18 protein-coding genes are annotated in these 18,304 nt (G+C 64.5%); 14 read left to right on the forward strand and 4 right to left on the reverse strand.

The features are described from left to right. Window positions 1-140: 140 nt before the first annotated feature. The gene (locus D7006_RS05415; protein WP_237355845.1) at window positions 141-1,337 is read right to left on the reverse strand and encodes a DUF932 domain-containing protein; all 1,197 of its coding nucleotides are present in this window, start codon (window positions 1,335-1,337) and stop codon (window positions 141-143) included. A gap of 545 nt (window positions 1,338-1,882) precedes the next feature. On the opposite strand from D7006_RS05415, the gene D7006_RS05420 reads away from it, so the two are divergent. The 6 genes from D7006_RS05420 (at window position 1,883) to D7006_RS05445 (ending at window position 8,054) form a co-directional block, all read left to right on the forward strand. Continuing rightward, window positions 1,883-3,154 (forward strand): site-specific integrase, encoded by a 1,272-nt coding sequence (locus D7006_RS05420; protein ID WP_237355846.1) that lies wholly within the window; start codon window positions 1,883-1,885, stop codon window positions 3,152-3,154. Between the two features lie 268 nt (window positions 3,155-3,422). Beyond that, window positions 3,423-3,755, forward strand: coding sequence for a helix-turn-helix domain-containing protein (locus D7006_RS05425; protein WP_237355847.1), 333 nt, complete (start codon window positions 3,423-3,425; stop codon window positions 3,753-3,755). 50 nt (window positions 3,756-3,805) lie between these two features. Further along, a complete protein-coding gene (locus D7006_RS05430; RefSeq protein ID WP_237355848.1) occupies window positions 3,806-5,038 on the forward strand; it encodes a type II toxin-antitoxin system HipA family toxin in 1,233 nt (410 codons plus the stop codon). Window positions 5,039-5,149: 111 nt separating this feature from the next. Continuing rightward, window positions 5,150-5,887, forward strand: coding sequence for a DUF5131 family protein (locus D7006_RS05435; protein WP_237355849.1), 738 nt, complete (start codon window positions 5,150-5,152; stop codon window positions 5,885-5,887). Continuing rightward, window positions 5,887-6,801, forward strand: coding sequence for a three-Cys-motif partner protein TcmP (tcmP, locus tag D7006_RS05440; RefSeq protein WP_237355850.1), 915 nt, complete (start codon window positions 5,887-5,889; stop codon window positions 6,799-6,801). Before D7006_RS05435 ends, tcmP begins: the two co-directional genes overlap by 1 nt. Beyond that, window positions 6,798-8,054, forward strand: coding sequence for a three-Cys-motif partner protein TcmP (locus D7006_RS05445; RefSeq protein ID WP_237355851.1), 1,257 nt, complete (start codon window positions 6,798-6,800; stop codon window positions 8,052-8,054). Before tcmP ends, D7006_RS05445 begins: the two co-directional genes overlap by 4 nt. Window positions 8,055-8,173: 119 nt before the next feature. Here D7006_RS05445 and D7006_RS05450 read toward each other — a convergent pair whose 3' ends face one another. Next, window positions 8,174-9,001, reverse strand: a complete 828-nt coding sequence (locus tag D7006_RS05450) for a hypothetical protein (protein WP_237355852.1) — start codon at window positions 8,999-9,001, stop codon at window positions 8,174-8,176. A gap of 300 nt (window positions 9,002-9,301) precedes the next feature. Further along, entirely contained in the window at window positions 9,302-9,469 is a 168-nt protein-coding gene (locus D7006_RS05455) for an integrase core domain-containing protein (protein WP_371745042.1), read from the reverse strand. A gap of 215 nt (window positions 9,470-9,684) precedes the next feature. Between D7006_RS05455 and D7006_RS05460 the strand changes: the two genes are divergently transcribed. From D7006_RS05460 to D7006_RS05490, 7 genes are all read left to right on the forward strand, one after another. After that, a complete protein-coding gene (locus D7006_RS05460) occupies window positions 9,685-10,881 on the forward strand; it encodes a DUF932 domain-containing protein (RefSeq protein ID WP_237355853.1) in 1,197 nt (398 codons plus the stop codon). Between the two features lie 173 nt (window positions 10,882-11,054). Further along, window positions 11,055-13,118, forward strand: a complete 2,064-nt coding sequence (locus tag D7006_RS05465) for a ParB/RepB/Spo0J family partition protein (protein ID WP_237355854.1) — start codon at window positions 11,055-11,057, stop codon at window positions 13,116-13,118. A 92-nt stretch (window positions 13,119-13,210) separates the two neighbouring features. Next, a complete protein-coding gene (locus tag D7006_RS05470; RefSeq protein ID WP_237355855.1) occupies window positions 13,211-14,248 on the forward strand; it encodes a toprim domain-containing protein in 1,038 nt (345 codons plus the stop codon). A 338-nt stretch (window positions 14,249-14,586) separates the two neighbouring features. Continuing rightward, window positions 14,587-15,507 (forward strand): DUF2493 domain-containing protein, encoded by a 921-nt coding sequence (locus D7006_RS05475; RefSeq protein WP_237355856.1) that lies wholly within the window; start codon window positions 14,587-14,589, stop codon window positions 15,505-15,507. A gap of 385 nt (window positions 15,508-15,892) precedes the next feature. Further along, a complete protein-coding gene (locus D7006_RS05480) occupies window positions 15,893-16,060 on the forward strand; it encodes a hypothetical protein (RefSeq protein WP_237355857.1) in 168 nt (55 codons plus the stop codon). A gap of 119 nt (window positions 16,061-16,179) precedes the next feature. After that, window positions 16,180-16,761 carry a hypothetical protein gene (locus D7006_RS05485; RefSeq protein ID WP_237355858.1) on the forward strand — a complete coding sequence of 194 codons (582 nt, stop codon included), beginning with the start codon at window positions 16,180-16,182 and terminating at the stop codon, window positions 16,759-16,761. A gap of 450 nt (window positions 16,762-17,211) precedes the next feature. Then, entirely contained in the window at window positions 17,212-17,538 is a 327-nt protein-coding gene (locus D7006_RS05490; RefSeq protein ID WP_237355859.1) for a DUF736 domain-containing protein, read from the forward strand. A gap of 57 nt (window positions 17,539-17,595) precedes the next feature. Here D7006_RS05490 and D7006_RS05495 read toward each other — a convergent pair whose 3' ends face one another. Then, window positions 17,596-17,814, reverse strand: coding sequence for a helix-turn-helix domain-containing protein (locus D7006_RS05495; protein ID WP_237353990.1), 219 nt, complete (start codon window positions 17,812-17,814; stop codon window positions 17,596-17,598). 206 nt (window positions 17,815-18,020) lie between these two features. Here D7006_RS05495 and D7006_RS05500 point away from each other — a divergent pair, with 206 nt between their 5' ends. Then, the gene (locus tag D7006_RS05500; RefSeq protein ID WP_237356857.1) at window positions 18,021-18,278 is read left to right on the forward strand and encodes a DNA -binding domain-containing protein; all 258 of its coding nucleotides are present in this window, start codon (window positions 18,021-18,023) and stop codon (window positions 18,276-18,278) included. Window positions 18,279-18,304 lie beyond the last annotated feature (26 nt).

An 18,304-nucleotide genomic window follows, 5' to 3' on the forward strand; every position in this document is an offset into this window, starting at 1 on the left:
TCTCTCTCAACCTCCAACCCGTCACGAAGCACGGCGCCGTCCTCTTCCTCTGAGGACGGCGCCGCAGAACCGACGATCCGGAAAGCCGGCACCACATGAAGCCGGAGACACGGCAATCCGCATCTCCGGCTTTGCGGATCTCAGGCAGCGCGATCAAGGAGCTTCTTTGCCCGGGCCTCCAGATCGAGGCGCGCATCCTGGTGCGGCTTGTCCCGCGCCACCGCTGTGATGCCCTGCACGAAGTCGAAGATGCTCTCGGGCTTGCGGCCTTCCTCGGCGAGCACGGTGTCGATCACCTTCTGCGTCTCGGCCTTGGAGAAGCCCTTGCGGCGCAAAAACTCGGTGCGGTCTTCGTCGGTGCGCGCCACGATGCGCTCGCGGGCCGCCCTGATTCCGTTGACGAAGGGCATGGGGGAGGAATTGGCGAACCGCTCCAGGGCCGGCGCGGCCTGATGGGCAAAACGGGAGGCGGCATACTTGGAGTGGCGGATGGTGATCTCCTCAAAATCCTCCACGCCCCATAGGTTGCGGTTCTGGCAGACCGCCCGCAGATAGAAGCTGGCGATGCCCAGCGTCTTCGCCCCCACCTCCGAGTTCCAGCAATAGAAGCCCCGGAAGAACAAGTCGGGCGAGCCATCCGGCAGCCGGCCGGCCTCGATGGGGTTGAGGTCGTCCACCAGGAACAGGAAGACGTCCCGGTCCGAGGCATAGAGCGTGGTGGTGTCCTTGGTGATGTCGATGCGGGGATTGTAGATGCCGGTCGACCAATCGAGCACGCCGGGCACCTTCCAGCGGGTATCGCCCGTGCCGTTGCCGGCAATGCGGCGCACGGCGTCCACCAGCTCATGGTCATAGATGCGGCCGTAGTCGGGGCCGGTGACGGCCCGGAGCTCGACGCGTCCGTCTTCGATCTCGAGCGTCTTGACCTGCTCGGCACGATGGGATGTGAGTCCGTATTGCAGATTGATGCCGGCCAATGGTGCCGGGAGCTGGCGCAGATAGGCGGCAGGCGCGCCGATGAGGCTCGCAAGCTGGCCGAAGCTCCAATGGGTCGGGACAACTGGAGCATCTGCCCCGGGGAACGCGAGCGTCAGCCGGTCCGGCGCCTCGCGGCTGGCGTCGACGCGGATGGCGGCGCTCTCCACGGTGCGCGTCCGGCTCCGGTCGGACCGCCCGCGCACCGCACCGTAGAGCTCCGACAGCGACAAATAGCGCTCGTCCGCCGGCCGGGAGAACCACTCGGAGGACACACGGCCGATCCGCTCGCCGCGGCTCGCGTCGACCTTGTAACCGCCGGCCGCTTCCCGGCTGGCATCTAGAACCTGAACTCCAGTCATGGGACCAAACTCCATGACGGGGCGCCGGGAGCCTCTCTCCCTGCCCTCAACCCGTCACGGGCATCCGGTCCAACCTCTCACTCTCGATGGACGACAGGGTGCGTCCCGTCAGCAGGATAGGTCACCTGCCGAGCAGCATCACCGCCCGTTCCAGGTTGTCGCTGACCGGTCGGGAAGGGCCGGTCGCCTACTCTGGAGCGCGCCATGGCTTTCCCTGCCGCGCTTACCGCCTGCTTACCGATATGACCGAGCCGTCGCCGGTAAGCAGAAAACGCCCCAAGGGGCGTTTGTCAACCATCTGATTTTCTTGAGAGAAACTGGAGCGGGCGAAGGGATTCGAACCCTCGACCCCAACCTTGGCAACTTTGGGCGGAGCCTGCGCCGCCACACGCTGTCGCACTAAAATATACTATTTATCATATGTTTATTGATTGTCACCTTACGACGACGTATCCTTTTTTGGCCCACGAAACTCGCGTTTCTGGAGACATTTTGGAGACAAAGCCTCCTTACCGGAGCTTTGTCTCCAGAAGGAGAGCGCCGGCATGCCGACCATCAAGCTGACCAAGAAAGCCGTTGACGCCTTCGCACCACCTGGTGAGGCCCAGATCATTCACTGGGACAGCGAAATCCGTGGCTTCGGCGTCCGGATCCTCAGGTCAGGCCTCAAGACCTTCGTGCTGCAGTACCGCAATGCAGAGGGGATCAAGCGCCGGACCAATCTCGGACGCTACGGCGTCATGACCGTCGAGCAGGCCCGCGAGAAAGCCAAGATCCAGCTCGGCACCGTCGCGGCCGGGGAAGATCCCGCCGACGAAGCCCGCCAGGCCCGCAAGGGTATGACGGTTGCGGAAATGTGCGATTGGTATCTCACCGAAGCGCGAGCGGGAAACATCCTTGGCCGCAAGAACCGGCCCATCAAGGCGTCTTCACTGGACATGGATGAAAGCCGGATCAGGACGCACATCAAGCCGCTGCTTGGCAAGCGTATCGTCCGCCACCTCATGATCGCCGACGTCGAGCAGATGCAGACCGATGTCAGGAACGGGAAGACCGCCAAGCCGCGCGCTGGCGGGCCCGGGGGCAAGGCTTCGGGCGGCGCTGGGGTGGCGGGACGGTGCGTCGGAACGCTTCAGGCGATCATCGGCCATGCCAAGCACAAAGGCCTTCTCGCCGAGCACCCGACGAAGGGCGCGAAAAAGCTCACAGGCAACAAGAAGAACCGGCGCCTGAGCGTGGCCGAGATCGAGGCTGTCGGCACTGCCATCGCTTATGCCGAACGCAATGGTGAAAATCAGACGGCTCTCGGCGTGATGCGCCTGCTCCTGCTGACGGGCTACCGGCGCGAAGAAGCGCAGGCCATGCATCGCGCATGGGTCCATCGAGACGGCGGCTACGTGGCCTTTCCCGACACCAAGGGTGACGCACAAATCCGTGCGATCGGTCCGGCGGCAATCCGGGTCGTCGAAGCGCAGCCGGTCATCATAGGCAACCCGCATGTGTTTCCTTCGGACATCACCGACGGGCCGTTCACGGCCGTCAGCTCCTGCCTGGATCGGGTCTGCAAGCTCGCCGGCATCAGCGGAGTAACGCCGCATACCCTTCGGCACACCTTCGGCAGCGTCGCGGGCGATCTCGGCTTCTCGGAACTGACGATCAAAGCGATGCTCGGGCACGCGTCGCGAAGCGTCACCCAGGACTACGTCCACATTGACGAAGCGCTGAAGCTCGCGGTGCGCATGACGTCGGACGAGATCGAGAGATTGCTCACCAAGGGCGCCGAAAGGTGCCCCGCAGTTCCTATGGCGGCAGAATAGTCGGCATATGGCAATCGTCGGATTTCATGGAGACAGACTCCCGGAAGAGGGCTGCTCGCGAGCAAGGGGAATGCCGGCGTGTTTCTCCTCGGTTCGACTATCGTGGGCACCGCAAAGCCGCGCTGAGATGCAAACGGGACGGGCGAGACTTGATCCTCGCGCGCCACTTTCAGGCTCTGGCTGGACCCCTCTGGCAACTCGACAGCCGCTCGTTAAGGACTTATATACACGACCGTGAGAGCATTATGGCTCTCTTCATGAGACTGTAATGCGATCCACCGTCGTCGACACGCTGCCGCCCAAGGTGAAGCGAGCCCTGGCCAAGCTGGGCGCGGACATCGCGCTCGCCCGCAAGAAGCGCAGCCTGACAACCATCATGATGGCCGAGCGGGTCGGGACCGCCAAAAGCACGTATCTGAAGATCGAGAAGGGCGACCCGACCGTCGCCATGGGCACCTACGCCATGACCTTCTTCGTCCTCGGCTTCGACGGCGCGCTCGGCGAGATCGTCGATCCGCGGCGTGACGACCAGGGGCTGTTGCTCGACGCCGAGCGCCTGCCGAAACGGGTGCGGGCGCGCAAGACGCCGCGACCGCTATGAGGCGCACCATTGCGATACGTCTCGGCGCAGAGGCAAGACCTCTCGGCGTCTTGCGCTACGACCAGCAGGGCGCACGCGAAAGCGCGACCTTCGAGTACGACGCGGCCTGGCTCCCGGCCGCCGATCGCTTCGCAATCGAGCCTGGGCTGCCCCTCGTGGCCGGTCCTCAGTTCCACCGCAAGACGCGCGACGGCTCGGTTTTCCACGCCGCCATCGCCGATACCGAACCGGACGGCTGGGGCCGGCGGGTGATCCAGCGCGATCACGCCAAGCGCCGCCAGGAGGCGCGCCGGGCGGGACAGGCGGTGGAGACGCGGCCGCTCAACGCGATGGACTATCTCCTCGCCGTGGACGACGTCAGCCGCGTGGGCGCGCTACGGCTCCAGGACGAAGATGGCCACTACCAGCGCTCGGTCGAGGACGGACGTCGGACCATCCCGCCGCTCATCGAGCTGGCGCAGCTTCTGGCCGCAACCCGTGCTGTCGAAACCAATACGGAGACAGAGGCCGATCTCGCCTATCTCCGCGGCCGCGGCACGTCGCTCGGTGGGCTCCGCCCGAAATGCTCCGTCATCGACGAGCACGGGCGGCTCTCGATCGGCAAATTCCCGAGCGTGACGGACGAGCGGCCCGTCACCAAGGGCGAGGTGCTTGCCTTGCGGCTGGCCCGCAAGGCCGGCATCGATGCTGCAGAAGCCCGCCTCATCGACAGCGACGGCTCCCCCGTAGCTCTCATCCGACGCTTTGATCGCACCGGCAATGGTGCCCGGCTCATGTATGTGTCAGCCGCGACCATGCTCGGTGCCGTGCCCGGCGATCCAGGCGAGCACAGCTACACCGAACTGGTCGATGCGCTTCGACAGCATGGAAGTGAGCCCGCTGCGGACATCGAAGAGCTGTGGCGCCGCATCGCCTTCTCGATCCTCATCACCAACGTGGACGATCACCTGCTCAACCACGGCTTCCTGCATGTCGATCGCGGCCAGTGGCGGCTGGCCCCGGCGTTCGATGTGAATCCGTTCCCCGAGCGGGTACGCGAGTTGAAGACCTGGGTGTCCGAAGAGGCCGGCCCCGAGGCGAGCATCGACGCCTTGATGTCAGTCGCGCCCTACTTTCGGATCGCGAGTGCGCGCGCGAAAGCCATCCTCACGGAAGTGGAGGCGGCAGTCGCGACGTGGCGCGAGGAAGGCCGGGCGCTCGGGATGACCAACGAAGACCTCGCGAGCTTCGCCGATGCTTTCGAGCACGGTGAACGCCAAGCCGCGAAGCGGGTGCTGCAATGACGGCCGGCATGACGCGTGCCGCTTTGTGCAGCCCACACGCTGGGCCCCGTCAGAGGCGTTCATGTTTTGTTCTTATCGTGCTAGAGTTCGGACTCGAGAGGCGACGCCAGCATGGCTGATGGAAGCGCGATCGAGTGGACGGACGCGACGTGGAATCCGGTAACGGGCTGCACGAAGATCTCGCGTGGCTGCGATAATTGCTACGCGGAGCGCTTCTCGGAGCGTTTCCGAGGCGTTCCAGGGCATCCGTTTTCAACAGGGTTCGACTTGACGTTGCGGCCTGAGCGGCTCGATCATCCGCTCAAATGGCGCAGGCCGCGGATGATCTTCGTCAACTCGATGAGCGACCTGTTCCACAAGCAGGTTCCCACGTCCTTCATCGACCAGGTGTTCGACACGATGGAGGCGGCCGACTGGCATGTCTTCCAGGTGCTTACGAAGCGCAGCTCCCTGATGCGCGACTATCTGCGTCACCGCTACGGCGCTACGCGAGGACCAAAGCACATCTGGTGCGGCGTGTCGGTCGAGGACGCTCAAGCGAAGGGGCGCATCGGGCATCTACGGGCGACCCCGGCTGGCGTGCGCTTCTTGTCGATTGAGCCTTTGATCGGCGCCGTCGGACCAGTCGATCTGACGGGCATCGACTGGGTGATCGCCGGCGGCGAGTCGGGACCGGGGGCGCGGCCCCTCCACCTCGAATGGGCGCGCGAGATCCGCGACCAGTGCGTAGAGCAGAAGGTTGCGTTCTTTTTCAAACAATGGGGCGGCATCCGTCCGAAGTCCGGCGGGCGCGAACTCGATGGCCGCGAATGGAGCGAGTTTCCCGACCGCACGGCGAGCGCCCTCTGATGGCGGATCTGCCGGAGGTCGGGCCTTGGGTCAAGGAGAAGCTGGACGCCTTGGCGCGCTACCTCGATTTCTACACAAAGGTCCTGAAGAACCAGCCGTGGAGAACGATCTACCTCGACGCCTACGCGGGCGGCGGTCGGGCTGTCGTTCGGACCGAGGAACGTGCGACCCACGGCGGACCAGACCTCTTCGGCCAAGAGCCGCCGATCGACACCGAAGCAAGGGAGTTGATCGATGGATCTCCGCGGGTAGCGCTCAGGATCCCCAACGCCTTCAATCGTTATATTTTCGTCGACCCCGACGCGAACCGCGCCGCCGAGCTCGAAGCACTGAAGGCGGAGTTCGCGGGCACTCGCACCATCAATGTCCTCCAGGCTACGGCCGCCGAAGGCATCGCCTGGGTGACGGCGCAGCCGATCTCGCGCCGGACGCACCGCGGCATTGCCTTTCTCGACCCCTTCGGCGCCAAGCTCGACTGGGCGAGCATCCAGAGGCTCGCGGACACCGGCCTGTTCGAAGTGGTCGTCAACTTCGCGCTCAGCATGGCCATCCAGCGCATGCTTCCGAACTCGGGTGAGGTGCCCGAAAGCTGGGCCGCGACCCTCGACAGCTACTTCGGTAGCCGTGCCTGGTTCGATGAGGTCTATCAGCGGCGGCAAGGCGGGCTCTTCGCAGTGAACGGCCTTGAGAAACGACCAGACTACTCGGAGCGGCTGCTTGAGCTATATCGCACCCGGCTGCAGTCAGCTTTCGGCCATGTCTCGACACCGCGCCTGATCCGGAATACCCGCGGCGCACCGCTCTACTACCTATTGTGGGCCGGTCCCAACAAAAAGGGCTTGGAAGGCGCGGACTATATCCTGACCATGGGCGAACGTCTCAACCGACGGCAACGAGAGCGGGCGGCCAAGTGAGCAGGCACTACGAATGGAAGCTCGGCGAAGCGCTCCCCTTTCTCGGCGAGCACAGTGTCGCCAAGCACGACATCTTCGAGCAGTATGTCCGCATCTATATCGAGCGGCTGACGCGGACGCCGAGCCAGACGATGCTCAACTTGACCATCGTCGATGGTTTCAGCGGCGGTGGGCTTTACCGCCTGGGTTCGGCGGAAGTCGAAGGTTCGCCGCTTCGCCTCTTGACCGCTGTGACGGCGGCCGACGCTGCGCTCAAAGCAGCGCGGTCAAAGGGCTTTGCCGTTCGAGCCGACTTCTTTTTTGTCGATGAGAATCCGCAGCACATCGCCTTCCTGAACGATCTTCTGACCAAGCGCGGATACGGCCCCCGGCTGGGCCAGGACATCTTCGTCCGTTGTGCACAGTTCGAGGAAGCGTGCCCGGACATCCTCTCGCACATCAAAAAGAAAGGGACTGCGCACCGCTCGCTCTTTTTCCTCGACCAATATGGCTGGAGCGACGTCAGACTGGCCACCATCCGCACTATCCTCGGCACGCTCAAGAACCCAGAGATCCTGCTGACGTTCGCGGTCGATGCGCTCATCGACTTCCTGTCGGAAAAGACAGCGGAAACGCAGGCGCTCCTCAACATCGAACTCGCTCGTGAGGACGTTCGCGCCCTCATGGGCCTGAAGAACGGCGAGGGGTGGCGTTATCTCATCCAGAACGGGCTCTACCGTCATGTCCAGGGGCGCACGGGCGCGCGATTCTACACACCCTTCTTTATCCACTCGGTCGAGGCGCACCGTTCCTACTGGTTGCTGCATCTCTCGAACCATCGTCAGGCCCGCGACGAGATGGGCAAGCTGCATTGGCGCCTTAACAACCGGTTCCAGCACCACGGTGGCGCGGGTTTCCACGCGCTCGGCTTCGATCCGGCGAGAGACCTGCGCCAGGGGTTGCTCCCCTTCATGTTCGACGACGACGCCATGCGTCGGTCGGAGGCGGCGGTTCTCGACCAACTGCCGCGCATGATCCACGCCGCGAACCAAGATGGCGCCGGCCTCGCCGTCGAGGCGCTCTTCGCGGGCAACTGCAACGACACGCCGGTCACCTCAGACATCCTGAGCCGTCAGCTCGTCCTGCTTCGCGATGAGGGGGAACTCCTCATCAGGGGGGAAGACGGATCACTGAAGCCGCGGGCAAAGACAATCGGCTGGGGCGATTATGTTATCCTCCCCCGCGAACGCTCTCTGTTCAGTCGTCTTGGGTAGTGAAATTCCAAATATCGGCGTTAGTCAAGATAACATAAGAATAACTAAGCATGCGGGAGAAGCGGTAGAGCTAGGTTACTGCCATGAATCTATGATGACCCTCTGCTTTCTTCGGATTTTTAGTTCGGAGAGATGTCACCATTTTGTGTCGAGATCTTCCGAACGGCGAAGCGCGAACCCTCAAGATCGATTGTGATCAGGGTCTTCCGAAGGGTCATTTCCGTATCCCAGAACCAGTCGGCGATCAGCTCAGTCTTGAAAGGGAGCTCGCCGTCGAGCACCTTGTGTATGCGACCTTCCCAGCTACCTACCTGAGCCAGACGGGTAGAAACCTCTGAAAGCATTCCGGCGGCGAGGTCGGGAATCGCACAGAGATCTTCAAAATCGCGATTCTCAAGGTCTTGCCCGGTGGTGTTCAGCCGAAAAACACCCATCGGGTGCTGGAAATAGAACGAGCACATACGTGCGACGGCCTGGAGAGCATCGTCATGACGCGTGTCATTCGCCACAAACTCGTCTTCGTCGGTTATCCAGGTTACATTGGCATATGGACGCGACCAGATGGAGAGCAAGATGGCGGTAAATTGCACTTTCCGCAGCATGGCCTCCAGCGCTCGAGCATTCCAGGAGGCCTTTAACTGAAGAGCCTTACGGAAATCCTCTGCTGCATTCGGAACGGTTGAGAGCCACTTTTTCCTCTTGTCTACCGCAATCGCGACCAAATGGCCGTCGAGGCTCGCAGCCGCTTTCAGAAATGGCACCAGCGCTTGTTGGCGAGCCGGATCATCCAGGCGCTTATAGGACAGCGTTCTCCCGTCTGGCAGATGCTCACGGCGCGCCGTCCGAACAGCGGACAACCACGTTGGAGTTCCTCCGTGGATAATGAGGTAGCAATAGATCAGATGGGTCGATTTGCTATGATCTCCGCCGAAGTCCGACGCAATCAAGAGTTGGCCACTCTGACACGGCTTCGGTTCCGACGCCCCCAGTATCTTCTGTATTGAATGGCCCCAGCCCCAAAGTCGACGTGTCTGAATGTTGGCTGGTGTGAGAAGCCGCCAGCGCTCGGGTGAGTGCAGTCCGAGAAGCATCCTTGCAACCTACCTCCGGTGCAGCAGCCGTCGAGACATCCGTGTCGGAAATGATCCATCCAGTGGTCTGAGGTGGTCCCGCATTGGCTGCTTTGCTAAGCTTGGTACTGGTATCCGTTACGTCGATGTGTCGATACCATCTCGAGCCCTGTGGACCTACTCCGGCGTTTTGCCGCCGCGGGCGGAACGGAACCTCGTGCGGCTATCGTAGGTGATCCACCAGTCGATCCCGGCCCGCGCGTCTGTGTCGGTCTCGAAGGTGTCGAGGAAGATGCACTCGTCTTTCCGGGATCGCCAGAGGCGCTCGATGAACACGTTGTCCATCCGTCGCCCGCAGCCATCCGTGGAGATTTAGACGTCGCGGCCCCCAACAGCGCCTCGGTGAAGCGCTGGGTGGTGAACTGAGCTCAATCAATTGACTAACGGCTTCGAAGATGGTGGGCCTCCCGAACTCCTAAAGTGAGAGGTTGGATCGGATTTCCGCGACGGGTTGAGGACCGGGAGTGAGGCTCCCGGCGCCCGTCATGGAGTTTGGTCCCATGACTGAGATTCAGGTTCTAGAGGCGTGCCGGGAAGCGTCGGGCGGGTACAGAATCGACGCTAGCCGCGGCGAGAGGAATGGGCGGGTGTCGTCCGAGTGGTTCTCCCGGCCGGGGGACGAGCGCTATCTGTCTCTGTCTGAGCTGTATGGTGCGGTGCGCGGCCGGTCCGACCGGAGCCGGACACGCACTGTGGAGAGCGCCGCCATCCGCGTCGAGGCGAGCCGAGAGGCGCCGGACCGGCTGACGCTCGCGCTGCCGGGGGCGGAGGCTCCTGTTGCGCCGACCCACTGGAGCTTCGGCCAGCTTGCGAGCCTCATAGGGGCGCCCGCCGCCTATTTGCGTCAGCTCCCAGCACCCTTGGCCGGCATCAACCTGCAGCACGGGCTGCTTACGCATCGCGCCGAGCAGGTCAAGACGCTGGAGGTCGAGGACGGCCGTGTCGAGCTCCGGGCCGTGACCGGCCCGGACTACGGCCGCATCTATGACCATGAGCTGGTGGACGCCGTGCGCGGTATTGCCGGCAACGGCACCGGCGATACCCGCTGGAAGGTGCCGGGCGTGCTCGACTGGTCGACAGGCATCTACAATCCCCGCGTCGACATCACCAAGGACACCACCACCCTTTACGCCTCCGACCGGGACGTCTTCCTGTTCCTGGTGGATGATCTCAACCCCATCGAGGCCGGCCGCCTGCCGGATGGCTCACCGGACCTCTTCTTCCGAGGCTTCTATTGCTGGAACTCGGAGGTGGGTGCGAAGACGCTGGGGATCGCCAGCTTCTATCTCAGGGCGGTCTGCCAGAACCGCAACCTCTGGGGCGTCGAGGATTTCGAGGAGATCACCATCCGACACTCGAAGTATGCCGCATCCCGCTTCGCCCATCAGGCCGCGCCGGCCCTGGAGCGCTTTGCCAATTCCTCGCCCATGCCGTTCGTCAACGGCATCAGGGCGGCACGCGAGCGCATCGTGGCGCGCACCGACGAGGACCGCACCGAGTTTCTGCGCCGCAAAGGATTTTCCAAGGCCGAGACGCAGAAGGTGATCGACACCGTGCTCGCCGAGGAGGGCCGGAAACCCGAGAGCATCTTCGACTTCGTGCAGGGCATCACCGCCGTGGCGCGGGACAAGCCCCACCAGGATGCGCGTCTCGATCTGGAGGCTCGGGCGAAGAAGCTGCTCGATCGCGTTGCCTGAGATCCGCATTGCCGGAGATGTGGAATGCAGTGTCTCCGGCTTCGTGTTGTTCCGGATTTCCGGATCATCGGTTCTGCGGCGCGGCCCTCAGAGGAAGAGGGCCGCGCCGTGCTTCGTGACGGGTTGGAGGCCAGAGAGAGGTTCTCCGGCCGCCCGTCGCGGAGAAACATCCCATGGCTACGGCCGTTCAAAAGATCACCCTTTCGTCCTCCCGCGACATCCCCTTCAACAGGCTGGTACTCAGCCAGTCCAACGTCCGCCGGGTGAAGGCGGGCGTGTCCATCGAGGAGCTCGCCGAGGATATTGCCCGGCGCGGGCTGCTCCAGGGCCTCAACGTCCGCGCCGTTGTCGATGCCGATGGCGTCGAGACCGGCATGTATGAGATTCCGGCTGGCGGGCGGCGCTACCGGGCGCTGGAATTGCTGGTGAAGCGCAAGCGCCTTGCCCGGACCGCGCCGATCCCCTGCATCGTGCGCGAGGGCGGTATCGCCGAGGAGGATTCCCTTGCCGAGAATGTCCAGCGGGCTCCGCTTCATCCCCTCGACCAGTTCCGCGCCTTCCTCGCTCTGCGGGAGAAGGGCCAGTCCGAGGAGGAGATCGCCGCTGCCTTCTTCGTCTCGGTCGCCGTGGTGAAGCAGCGGCTGAAGCTCGCCTCTGTCTCACCAAAGCTGCTCGACACCTATGCCGAGGATGGTCTCACCCTCGACCAGCTCATGGCCTTCACCGTATCGGGCGACCATGAGCGGCAGGAGCAGGTGCTGGACCGTCTCGCCCAGGCTTACGACAAGCAGCCCTATGCCATCCGGCGCATGCTGACGGAGGGTGCGGTCCGGGCATCCGATAAGCGGACCCGGTTCATCGGCATCAAGGCCTATGAGGCGGCCGGCGGCATCGTGCTGCGAGACCTGTTCCAGGGGGATGACGGTGGCTGGCTGCAGGATGTGACCCTCGTCGATCGCATGGTGGCGGAGAAGCTCGCCGCCGAGGCCGACGTGATCCGGAGCGAAGGCTGGAAGTGGATCGAGGTGGCGCCCGACTTCGCCTATGGCCACACCTACGGCCTGCGCCAGCTGAGGGGCGAGCCCACGCCGCGAACCGAAGAGGAGGAGGCTGCGCGGGCGACCGCCCAGGCGGAGTACGATCGTCTGTCCGAAGAACATGCCGATGTCGACGAGCTTCCCGAAGAGGTCGACGTGCGGCTCGGTGAGCTCGAGGCGATGCTGGAGGCCTTCGAGACGCGGCCCCTCGTGTTCGATCCGGCGGAGGTCGCCCGGGCCGGCGCCTTCGTCAGCATCGCTCAGGACGGCAAGCTCCGGGTGGAGCGGGGCTATGTCCGCCCGGAGGACGAGATACCCGTCGAGGAGGACCAAGACCGTTCCGCCGAGAGCGATGACGGGTCCGCCATGCCCTCGGCACCGCACCAGGAGGCAGCGGCGTGCGATGCACCTGCGGAGCCCGAGGAAGAAAACGGCCTCACCCCCATCTCCGACCGGCTGCTCACGGAGCTGACCACCCATCGGACCCTCGGCCTGCGCCATGCGCTGGGCGAGCAGCCCGATGTGGCCTTCCTCGCGGCTGTCCACGCTCTCACGCTGAAGGCCTTCTACGTCTATGGCTCGGACAGCTGCCTTGAGCTCGATCTCAAGAGCGTCTCGTTCAATGCCCAGGCGCCGGGCCTCAATGACAGCGTCTCGGCCGAGGCGATCCGTGTCCGGCATGAGAGCTGGGTCAAGGCTCTGCCCAAGGAGTCCGGCTCGCTCTGGGACACCTTGAGCGGGTGGGACCTCGACAGCCGGGCCGCACTGTTCGCCCATGTGGTGAGCCTATCGGTCAATGCGGTGCATGAGGCCTGGAACCGCCGTCCTCGCGCCTTCGCCCATGCCGATAGGCTGGCGCAGGCGGTGTCGCTCGACATGGCAGCCGTCGGATGGAAGCCCACGGTGGACACCTTCCTCGGCAGGGTCACCAAGGCCCGCATCCTGCAGGCGGTGACCGAGGCCAAGGGGGAGCGCCCGGCCGAGCGGATCGCCCACCTCAAGAAGGGCGACATGGCCCGGGAGGCCGAGACCCTCCTCGCCGACAGCGGCTGGCTCCCGGAGGCGCTGCGGACCCTGCCCTTGGACACCGTCGGCGAGGAAACGGCGGAGACCGACGGCGAAACGGCCATGGCCGACAGCGAAGACCTCGCCGACACTGAGGAGCCCGAAGCGATCTCCTCCTCGATCGCTGCCGAATAATCCTCCCCGGGCAACTTGGCCCGCCGCCTGTGGCTCCGCGATCCCCCCTATCGCGTGGCCCGGACGGCGGGCCATTTTCTTGGAGCGTCCCCATGACGGATGCTGCGCACGATCTCGCCCGGCGGCTGGGGCGGCAGGCGGAGGCAGTCTGCCGCCATTATCTCTCCGCTGGTCGGCGGCAAGGGCACTATTGGCAGGTGGGTGATGCCCGCAACACGCCCGGCCGCTCAATGTTCGTGCGGCTGATGGACACCGTAAAAGGCCCGGCCGGCAAATGGACCGATGCGGCCACGGGGGAACACGGCGACCTCCTCGACGTGATCCGGGAGAGCCGGGGCCTGTCCAATTTCACCGAAGTGGTCGCCGAGGCTGAAGCCTTTCTGCACCTTCCACCAATCTCACAAGGCGCGGAAGCTCCTCATGGCGGAAAGCAATGTTCCTCACGTGATCCGGTCACCTCGGCACGACGGCTCTTTGCAGCCGCAAAGCCTATTCCGGGCACAATCGTGGAGACGTATCTGCGGAACCGCGGCATCACGGCTTTGCACGAAACCGGCAGCCTGCGCTTCAACCCACGCTGCTACTATCGTCCAGATGCACACGGGTCCACTCAACTCCTGCCAGCCATGATCGCGGCCGTCACCGATCTCACGGGACGGATCATGGGCATCCACCGGACATGGCTCGCTCCGGATGGATCGGACAAGGCCAACATCGCCACACCCCGGCGCGCTATGGGCCACCTGCTGGAGCATGCGGTTCGCTTCGGCAGACCTTACGACGTGATGGCCACCGGCGAGGGCATCGAGACCATCCTCTCCGTGCGCACAGCGCTGCCCAGCCTCCCGATGGCAGCGGCGCTCTCGGCCGCACACCTCGCCGTCATCGCCTTTCCACCCAGGCTGCGGCGGCTCTACATCGTCTGCGACAACGATCCTGCCGGCAACAGGGCACGGGACAGCCTTATCGCACGAGCGGCTTTTGCCGGGATCGAGGCCATCGTGCTCTCACCAGCTCTCGGAGACTTCAACGAGGATCTGCGCGCCTTTGGGGTCGATGCGGTGCGGGCTGAACTGCGATGCCTGCTTGCTCCTGAGGATGTCAGCCGCTTCATGGCGTTGAGCCCGTGACCTGGAGGAGCTGGGAGTGGGGATGCGCCAACGGCACGCTCTGAGGCTCACCGCCGACAGAGGACCCGCAGCCAGGCCTTCCAGAGGGCGATCGGCCGGCAGTCGTCCCGGACCGGCAATGGCTCCGGCCGGTGATTTTCCGTCGCCGGTGCTTCCCCACGACGCAGGCGTCGCAGGGCCCCGACACGCGGCGTTCCATCGCGAAACAAAATCCCTGGCCTTCGCCATCCTCCGCTGCGCTCCGGCCCCACGCTGCCCGCGGGGTGCGGGTCCGTCCCGCCCGCCGGCTTCGTCGCCATGAAGGCCGCAAGGCTGCGGTCCAACCGACGGAGCATCCCATGAGCGCAGAGCACGACGAACCCCACGCCTCGTCTCCAACCGATCACCTGCTGCAGGACCTTCAGCTCTACGGCTACCGCTCCTTCGGGGACGAGCCCGATCCCCGGCCGCTTCCCGAGGCCGACCGTATCTCCGGTGCCATCGCAGACATCTTCGATGCGCTGATCGCGACGCTTCAGGATACTCGCCTGGAGCCCGACCTTCCCGATCTCCTGTGGTCGACGGTCCATCTGTTCCACCGTGCCGCCGGCCGCATCGCCGGCACCCTCGACGATAACGAGCAAGGCCAGCGCCGCAGCCAGCAGGAGCAGGACGGAAGCGAGGTGCGCTCGGTGGAGCTGGAGCGCCTCATCGCCGAGGGCCAGAGCCTCGTGGAGCGCCGCGATGCCTTCGAGCTGATGCGCGACGAAGCCGCCGACATCTTTGGGCGCCACACCGGATCAGCCTGGCGCCCCCGCTTCGGGTCGCTGGTGAACCATCGGCACCTCACCGCAGCCCTCATCGACAGCCGCGATTTCCTCGCCGCCCGCAGGCGCGCGGAGATCGAGGTGCTGATGCCAGCAGGTCCGAGGATCGCCTTCTCCGGCGGTGACACGGCCGATCACAAGCTCATCTGGGCGAAGCTCGACCAGGTGCACGCCAAGCACCCCGATATGGTGCTGCTGCACGGTGGCTCGTCGAAGGAGGCCGAGAGGATCGCCGCCTGCTGGGCCGATGCCCGCAAGGTGCCGCAGGTCGCCTTCAAGCCGGACTGGGCGCGGCACGCCAAGGCTGCCCCCTTCAAGCGCAACGACCAGATGCTCTCGGTCATGCCCATCGGGGTCATCATCTTCCCCGGCACGGGCATCCAGGACAATCTCGCCGACAAGGCCCGCAAGCTCGGCATTCCGGTCTATCGGTTCGGGTCGGGCGGCGCATGAGCGCTGCCGTTCCCCATCTCCGGAATCTGATTTCACGGGGCCTTATCGCTTTTCACGGGAATGAGGTTCTCGGCATCGATTTTCAGCGGACTGGCGAGCAGGACCAGCGCTCATCAGGCGTCGAGCTGAACGAAATCTCCTGAGCCAGCGCATGCGAAGAGACGGCCACACCTGCCGATCTTCAAGCAACGGTCCACCCCCGCTTTCCTGCGCTGATCCTTAGGTGCCGGCCGAGGGCCTGGTGCCATCAACCCGCAAGGGGTCGGCTACGCACAGCGTGCCGCCGCTCCCGCTTCGCGATCGCGGTGATTGCAGCCCACGGCCGGACCCGTCGGGCGCCTGTCAGCGGGGGATGGTCCTCCGCTTCGAGCAGGAGCCGGACCCTATGTCCTCCACCGATGCACAGGCCTTCGCCCTTAGCCTTGCCAAGACCCTGATGGTCGTCATCGTGATCTTCCGCGCCGGAGACGGCAGCCTGTCGGTCGTTCCTGCCGACGAGTTCGATGGGGATGCCTCCCAGATCGTCCGGGACATTGATCCCTTCGCCAGATAACGGAGGGTGTCCCGGATATTCCCAGCTCAAGGATTCCGGGAGATTTCTTCGGTTGCTATCCTGATTGTCGCGCCGCGGTGGTGGAGGCGCGAGCGCCCCACCTTTGCGGAGCCGCCGCCATGATCATGCCCGTTATCATCGTCGCCTGCATTGCCGCGGGCCTGTTCTGTTGGCTGCTGTTCGAGCTCGCGACCTTGGCACTCCCCGTCATCATGGGGATCACAGCGGCAAGTTGGGCCTATCAGCGCGATGCAGGCGCCATTGGGGCTGTCGTTCTCGGGACCGCCGCCGCCCTCCTTGTCTTCGGCGCCGGTCACGTCCTGATCCTGACGACCCGCTCCCTTTGGGCAAGGACGATCGTCGTGGGTGCGTTCGTGATGCCGGCCATGGTCTGCGGCTACTGCGTCATCTTCGGCATCGTTCGCTACCTCGTGCCGTCAAGCATCTGGCAGGCCTCCTTCGCCGCAATAGGTGCGGTGGCGGTTGGCATTGCGGCGTTCAAGCAAGTCACGAAGGTGCCGGCGCCCGTCCAAACAGCCGGGTCTCCTTCGCGCCCAGGCCCAGCTCCCAGGAGAGCATCAGTAGCTCCGGAGGCCCGCCGATTTCGTCCTGGAGCCATTGCGACGAGGGGCTGTGAAGCGCGGGAGCGTTGGCGACCAGCGATCTTTCCCAGCCGAAACGAGGGACAGGCGGTGCCCTAAGACGCGCTTACGCTCCGGGCTTCGGAAGCGGCCGGTTCAGCATGTGGATCGCAACGAAGGCTCGCCATGCCACGAGCCACCGGGATGTACGCCGAAATTTCCGTTCCCTCTCTTCATGGGCACCCAACGGCCATCCTCTCCGTCGGTATCCGTCATCGCGCGCTCCATACGGCCTCTCTGATGGGCGGATCTGGCCGCAGGACGGCTGCGCCTCGACCGCCTATGCCGCAACGGCGCGTCACGACTTTCTTCCCCTGGACGACCACCCCTTCGGGGGCCCGGATCGCCCATTCCGCGCGGAACAAGAAAGCCGCCTCTGCGCCGTCCTCCGCTGCGCTGCGGCCCCTAAGCCGGTGGCCCGGCGGGATGCGGCGTCGCTCGCCCGCGGCCTTTCGATCGCCATCGAGGCCGCAACGGTGTGGGCTCGGAAACGGAAGACGGAGATCGACAATGGCCACCATCGGCACCTTCAAGAAGACCGGCGCGAACGAGTTCACCGGCGAGATCGTCACCCTCAGCGTCCAGGCCAAGGGCGTGCGCATCGTCCCCGACCTGCGGGCCAACGGCGAGAACGCGCCCAGCCACCGAGTCCTGGTGGGCCGGATCGAGATCGGCGCCGCCTGGTCCAAGCGCTCCAGCGAGGGCCGCGACTATCTGGGCCTCAAGCTCGACGACCCGAGCTTCAACGCCCCCATCTACGCCAACCTCTTCGACGACGAGGACGGCGACACCTTCTCGCTGATCTGGTCCCGACCGAGCGGGCGCCGTGGCGAGTGAGCCACCCAAGGCCCCGGCCGGTTCAGGCCGGGGCTTTCCTACCATCAGGTTCGCCGGTCAGTCGTTACCGTCGGGCTGCACCAGCTCGACGTGGCTGACGCCCAGCGCCTGAGCCAGCTCGTAGAGGGTGATCACTGTCGGATTGCGTCGTCCGCGTTCCAGGCCGCTGATGTACTGCTGGCTGAAACCGGAGCGCGCTTCCACGTCCTCCTGCGTCAGGCCCTTCTCCTGACGTAGGCGCGCGAAATTCCGGCCGACCAGCTTGCGCATATCCATGCGCAGACGGATCGCAATTTACACACTTTGAGCTTATCAACTATAATATGTAATCAAGTGACCCTAGCGGGTTAGACGGCGGCACTCCCGATGCCAAGCGCTTATCGAGCGACCCTGGGAACGCTCCCAGCGCGCTGGCTCGCTTCACGATCCGTCGTCGTCTAGAAGGGACGAAGGCTGCGCCAGGCATGGAAACGTGGTGTGACATGACCGACGCGTTTGCAGATACCGTCCCTACCGCTCCCGAGCTCACCGACTACGACCGGGGGCATATCAAGCTCTATGCACGCCTGCTCGATGCCACGGCGGATGGCGCTGGCTGGGAGGAGATCGCCTCGGTGCTGTTCGGCATCGACGCGGCTCGGGAGCCCGAACGTGCCCAGCGCGTCCATGACAGCCATCTGGCGCGCGCCCGATGGGTGGCCTCCAGCGGCTACAAGGACCTCCTCAGCCGTATTGTCTGACGTCGCTGCCCGTTCGCAGGGGTGAT

It is taken from the genome of Xanthobacter sp. YC-JY1, from assembly GCF_021730305.1.
Classification (GTDB): domain Bacteria; phylum Pseudomonadota; class Alphaproteobacteria; order Rhizobiales; family Xanthobacteraceae; genus Xanthobacter; species Xanthobacter flavus.